This window comes from Photobacterium damselae (assembly GCF_003026815.1).
Lineage (GTDB): Bacteria > Pseudomonadota > Gammaproteobacteria > Enterobacterales > Vibrionaceae > Photobacterium > Photobacterium damselae.
The window spans coordinates 135,711-141,710 of sequence record NZ_PYOG01000010.1 but is presented as its reverse complement, the minus strand read 5'-3'; the positions used below and the strand labels follow the sequence as shown (position 1 = coordinate 141,710).

Here is a 6,000-nt window from a genome sequence, read left to right as displayed (position 1 = left end):
TTAACAACATCCACAGGCTCCAAAACAGCAAAGAAAAAGCGTCTTTTGAAGTTAGTTCAACATGACATTTCAATCTGGCTCAAACATGACATTTCTAAATGGGACTTACAACCTTAGTGCGCATTATATAGGTTATGTTAAATAAGATACCCAAGTTAATATAATCTAAGTCATATCTTCATAGATAACACCTTAGCTACTCTACTCTTTAATATGGATGATTTGAAAATAAGGGCTATTTAACAGTATTGGTAATTTACCATAAAATAGGTAATTTACACTTAAATTTAAGTTCTGCAGCAAATGTTCAGTTTGCTTAGTTCTTCAATTTATTTGTAAATTACACAATAAAAAACGCAGCATCTGACTGTAACAGATGCTGCGTTTTAGGTTTCAATTGCAACTGGAGTTTACACAACTAAACGTCTTATTTGCCAAAAACGATGTCGCCAATATTTGTGGTTTAAATTTGAAATAGCGACACCACGAGAGCTCGTTGCGTTGATGAACCGACCATGATCAAGGTAAATACCTACATGATGGTGCCAATCTCCTGTTTTAAAGAAAACCAAATCACCAAAATGAGCATTTTCTCTCTTTACTTTAAATCCCAATTTTACTTGCTGCATGGATGTTCTTGGTAAATGGATTTTAAATACCTCACGAAATACCTTTCCGACAAATGCAGAACAATCGATACCTCGATGAGTCGTTCCGCCATATCTATATGGTGTATGCTCCCAACGATGGTAAGAATGTAGTATTTTAGAACGTGTTTTTGATGATAAGTGATGATGCTTAACTGCAGGTTTTATATGTGAACGATGGATATAATTACCCGATGGTAAATAGTAACCATCAGATGATGTATGTGCTAAAACGGACGCAGATAAGGTCATAAAAAATAAAGGGAAAACCGTTATTAGTACCCTTTTAGATAGATTTTTAAGGCGATATAAAGACATTTGTTATGAACTATGTTTTGTTTTTATCGTCTCAGAAAATTTTACAGGCTCACTACCATAAAGTAACAAACAGCAGATTTTTTCTGTCGATGGTTAGAGTGGAATGTTGTAAGTCTATAAAATAGAAGTGATTCCTAAAATATCCATATATCGTTACTAATGTTGCTAAAATGGAAATTTTGATAATAGCTCAAAAACTTTGTTTTATTATTGGCGCATGATTTGTGCATTAGCTTTGTTATTTCTAGTTTAGCGAGCATCTCATGAAAAAAACGCTTCTTTTTACTTTTCTAGCCACAATGATTGCATGCGGCGGGGATTCAAATCCAGATAACACACCTCAAAATCCACCATCCGATGATTCCCCACAAGATCTTGCTATAAAAATATCTGATTTATCAAATGGATATTATGGTAAAATGTACACTGATAACGGCGATGAAGTCTCCATCAAAGCGAATGATATCCTTCCTATGCAGAGTCAGTTTATTGATGAGCTAAAGCAATATATTCCACAAGACTCCGTTGATAAATATCAACAATACCTCGAGGATTTTGCAAATTATGACCTCAAAACCGAAACCGAAAAAGTCTTGTTCCAAAATGCGTTGCTAAATGCAATGCTTGATGAAATCGATCAAAAAACTCGGCAAAGATACCAGCCCTCAGTTAGACTTTTTCAGCATCATACACACCTACTCTTTCCTATCTCTCGAATTGATGACTTTCCTGTTTTAACTGATTTTCTCTTTACCCGCTCTATCTTAGAGCATTTACCTTTATATATCCCTGATACTGAAGACGATTATATTCAAACTTGTAGAGAAAATAATGTTCCTATTCCTCCTGATTGGGGTTCAGGTGATTGGAATTACATGGGAGATGCCGAAGTTGATTTTTTAAAAAATGAGTTAACAGAAATCTGGGCCTATTCTGATCCAAATGTGGCAGGCACCTGTATCGCTTTACCTAGGAAAGAGTCTGGTGTTGTATCGTTATTAGGCATTATTTGCCAAAGTTCAACAACAGGGAAAGCATGTTTTTGGGATAATTTGAGTAAAGAAAATGGATTACGGATTACAGGTGGAGACGATTTAACATTCGCTATTGAAGATATTCACAACGGAGACATTCTTGCTGAAAACTGTACTGAATGTCATCGTGGAAGTAATGTTTTTTTAATCCATCCTGGTACTAATTTAGATATATCAGATCAATACACTTTAGAGCTAGCGGTTCGCTATACACCCGTTTCACAGCAAGAGCAATGGCAAAACCCACCGGCACATACAGAGTTTGGCACTGGAACTTGTGCATCCTGTCATGAAATAGCCGATTTATCATACGGTTATTGCACACTTGTACTAACTAACGCTGCAAATATGACAATGCCTAATTTAGAGAATCCTGCTGGGTGGAATAATTCTCACGATATTTATGGCCAACATTTAGCTCAAATTATCGAAGATTGTCGTGCTCCATAAGTCTATGAAATAACTAAAAGTTTTATATTAGATATTAAAATTAGATGTGTACTAGACTTAATTTTACAATGTTCATTCATTTTATTGTAAGGATTAATAATGTCTAAAAAAACCATTTTAGCTGTTGCGCTAGGCTTAACACTTGCACCTGTATTGACTCAAGCTTGTACTGGTATATTAGTTAAAAGTGAAGATGGCAAAGCTGTTGCCGCTCGTACTATGGAATTTGGCTTTGATGTTAAATCAAACATCGCAATTGTACCTGCTGGTACAGAGATTACGTCATTAGTTAATGATCCTAAGAATACAGGTCTTGTTTATACAGCAAAATATGGTTTCGGCGGAGCTAATGCATTAGACAAAAAAATGGTTGTTGATGGTGTCAATGAAAAAGGACTCTACTTTGGTGCGTTCTACTTTTCAGGATTAGCCAAATTTGCTGAACTTACAGACGAAAACAAATCAAAAGCAGTTTCTAGCGAAGAACTGGGTAATTATATTCTGGGTAATTTTGCCACTGTTGATGAAGTGATCGAAGAGCTTAAAAATATTGTTGTTGTTGGTTCTTATATTGATGAGATTAAAACCTTTGCACCATTCCATTACGCTGTAACGGATCCTTCTGGTCGTTCAATTGTTATTGAATACACAGAAGCTGGATTACAGATTCACGAAAATAAGATTGGAGTAGTAACAAACAACCCAACTTACGATTGGCATATTGCAAATCTTCGTAACTACATTGGCTTAACGCCATATAACAAAGAAGCTGTAGAAATTAACGGTGTTAAAATCACGCCAACAGGTGAAGGTTCAGGTTTGTTAGGCCTGCCTGGTGATTATACATCCCCTAGCCGCTTTGTGCGTGCAGCAACTTTTGTAAACGCAAGCTTACCAAGTAAGACTGTCGATGATGCAGTGTTTACCGCTTTTCATTTATTAAATGCGTTTGATATTCCTAAAGGTGCTATTCGTTCACCAAAGCATGAAGCTCTAACTGACTATACGGTATGGACATCTGTTGTAGACACTGCCAATAAAGATTATTACTTTAAGAGCTATCTAACACCAATGGAAATGAAAGTGAATATTCCACAAGCTCTTAAGCAAATTAAAGAGCCAACCGTTGTTAAGATGGAAAATTCATATACTTACAAAGACATTACTCCCCAGTTTGGTACGAAGTAATTTCTAAATAGAAAAGGGAACATTCGCGCTCCCTTTTCTTTCAAATACTATGCTAGAGAAAAATATCTCATTAACCGCCAGCCAGTTTAACTGTATAGCCTTTCTTCTCAAGAGCAGTTTTGATCACATCACGCTTATCGCCCTGAATTTCGATTGCGCCATCTTTAACAGAACCACCACAACCACACACTTTTTTTAGTTCAGCAGCAATAAGTTTTAATTGCGTATCTTCAACATCCAGACCTGTTACGACACAAACGCCTTTACCTTTACGACCTTTTGTTTGTCGTTGGATGCGAACAATACCATCACCCTTTGGACGTTCTGGTTGTGTTTTCTCTTCTTTGATTCGTCCACATTCTGTGGAATAGACTAAAGTCATGTTGTAACAATCTCTTAAATTTCATCGTATTGTATAAAAAGGTCACAGAAAGATTATCTGTATTAACCTAATCTTTATTTTATGCATACTATCAGTAAAAGGTCATAAAACGGAAATCACTTATGTTAAAAAATGTCATTTTTGATTTTGGTGCAGTTCTATTTGAGTGGAATCCAAACCAGATAGTAAAAACATTTACTCCGTCTGATGAAGAACAAAATTTACTCTTGCAACAAGTGCTCCAACATCCTGATTGGATATCACTCGACAGAGGCACCATGTTAATCGCAGAAGTGATCCCTAAATTTTCTGCCCGAACAGGGTTACCTGAAAACCAAATTGAAGATTTTATCCATCATGTGATTCAAAGTTTAACTCTCATTAATGCGACCCTTGATATCGTTGAATTGTCTCTATCATCATTCAAAACATTTTATTTAACCAACATGTCAGAGTCCTTTTTTGAATCATTGAATGAACAACACCCTATCATTTCTCAATTTGATGGAGGCATTGTCTCAGGCAAAGAATTAATGATAAAACCCGAGCCAGAAATCTTTCAACTACTTCTTGATAGATACGCTTTAAAGGCCGAAGAGAGCCTCTTTATTGATGACAATCTGGATAATATATTAGCGGCAAAACAACTTGGCTTTGATACTGTTCTTTTTGACAAGTCATCACAATGCTACAAACAACTTCTTGAAAAAATACGTTTATAGTGATGTTTTTTATCGTTATTTAACAAATATTCAGAAAAGAAGACTATACTAGATGCGATAAATCACAAAAAAATGCAAAAGATTATCTAGGAGACATTGTGAAGAAAGGCTTACTTAGCACGCTAATTCTACTATCTGCGGTTACCTTTGGAGCAAATGCGGCATCTAGTTGCGACGGAAAAGAAATTGTTGGTCAAGTTGAAACGATTCGAGTTAATAATCTAGATATGGATTATGAGGCTCGTATTGATACTGGTGCTGCTACTACATCAATAAATGCATATGATATTAAAGTGCTAGGCTCTGATAACTCAAATATGCGAGATAATCTTGGTGAACAGGTTGAATTTAAAACCAAAAATGAGAAAGGCCAAGTTGCTACTTATAAGGGCAAAATTATTCGTGTAAGTAAGATCCGCAACGCTCAAGGTGTCGAGCGTCGTTATGCAGTAGTTATGGATCTTGAACTCAATGGTAAGAACAAAGCAGTTGCAGTTAACCTACGCAATCGCAGCAAACTTGAATATAAATTGCTGATCGGACGCAATTGGCTAAATAATGATTATCTTGTTGATGTATCAATACACAGTAAAGACAAGCATTAATTAAGAGACATTACTGACAAACATCACAGCGAATGAAGCCCTTCTGACAGGGCTTTATTTTTTTTGCGCTGCAAGTTGTAACAGAACCTTATCTAAATATTGCTTGATAGCCGCCGTTGAGCCTTTTAATAACTGGCCTCGTAGCGTAATGTACCATTCATTTGGTTTTCCACTGTCATTGATCAACTTAAACCCACGGTACTCTTGTGTTTGATATTGAGCTTGCGGTTTTGCGACTGTATTAAATCGCTCTGGCGGCATAAACGTCTTCATATCACACCACCAATCAATACTTTTTTTGATATCCGATAGTCGACCAGAAATAGCATTTAAATTTATTGCCGCTTTCCAGTGATCTGGATCGCCATCGCTATTTTCAATTAGATAACCTCGATGAAATAATCGTTTCTTCATCCTAATTTGAACCTTTATAGTCACCTATCCTAAACCACTCTATTTTAGGAATTAACTAGAGTGAATTACAACAAAAAATCTATAAAATAAGAAGTTAAGGCTAAGTTTCACAAAAATTTGATTACCAAATATACCAAATGGACTTTTATAGCGGGGACATTGGTATTAATACGATATCGATTGAATACTTCATTGATAAGCTTTTTTGGTCTTTTCATCTAAATTTGCCCTTTTATTTTC

The 6,000-nt window shown here is 35.8% G+C and carries 7 protein-coding genes; 4 read left to right on the top strand and 3 right to left on the bottom strand.

From position 1 onward, the window contains the following. Positions 1-410: 410 nt before the first annotated feature. The gene (locus tag CTN07_RS11545) at positions 411-899 is read right to left on the bottom strand and encodes a C40 family peptidase (RefSeq protein WP_232282473.1); all 489 of its coding nucleotides are present in this window, start codon (positions 897-899) and stop codon (positions 411-413) included. Positions 900-1,228: 329 nt separating this feature from the next. Between CTN07_RS11545 and CTN07_RS11540 the strand changes: the two genes are divergently transcribed. Both CTN07_RS11540 and CTN07_RS11535 read left to right on the top strand, forming a co-directional pair. Further along, positions 1,229-2,449, top strand: coding sequence for a hypothetical protein (locus CTN07_RS11540; RefSeq protein ID WP_005304932.1), 1,221 nt, complete (start codon positions 1,229-1,231; stop codon positions 2,447-2,449). Positions 2,450-2,548: 99 nt separating this feature from the next. After that, a complete protein-coding gene (locus CTN07_RS11535) occupies positions 2,549-3,637 on the top strand; it encodes a linear amide C-N hydrolase (RefSeq protein WP_005304934.1) in 1,089 nt (362 codons plus the stop codon). Positions 3,638-3,707: 70 nt separating this feature from the next. Here the strand turns inward: CTN07_RS11535 and yciH are convergent, their stop codons facing one another. After that, positions 3,708-4,019 (bottom strand): stress response translation initiation inhibitor YciH, encoded by a 312-nt coding sequence (yciH, locus tag CTN07_RS11530; protein WP_005304940.1) that lies wholly within the window; start codon positions 4,017-4,019, stop codon positions 3,708-3,710. 122 nt (positions 4,020-4,141) lie between these two features. Here yciH and CTN07_RS11525 point away from each other — a divergent pair, with 122 nt between their 5' ends. Both CTN07_RS11525 and CTN07_RS11520 read left to right on the top strand, forming a co-directional pair. Then, entirely contained in the window at positions 4,142-4,741 is a 600-nt protein-coding gene (locus CTN07_RS11525) for an HAD family hydrolase (protein WP_005304941.1), read from the top strand. Between the two features lie 98 nt (positions 4,742-4,839). Beyond that, entirely contained in the window at positions 4,840-5,346 is a 507-nt protein-coding gene (locus tag CTN07_RS11520; RefSeq protein ID WP_005304942.1) for an ATP-dependent zinc protease family protein, read from the top strand. 54 nt (positions 5,347-5,400) lie between these two features. Here the strand turns inward: CTN07_RS11520 and CTN07_RS11515 are convergent, their stop codons facing one another. Beyond that, positions 5,401-5,760 (bottom strand): DUF3319 domain-containing protein, encoded by a 360-nt coding sequence (locus CTN07_RS11515; RefSeq protein WP_036765602.1) that lies wholly within the window; start codon positions 5,758-5,760, stop codon positions 5,401-5,403. Positions 5,761-6,000: the final 240 nt, after the last annotated feature.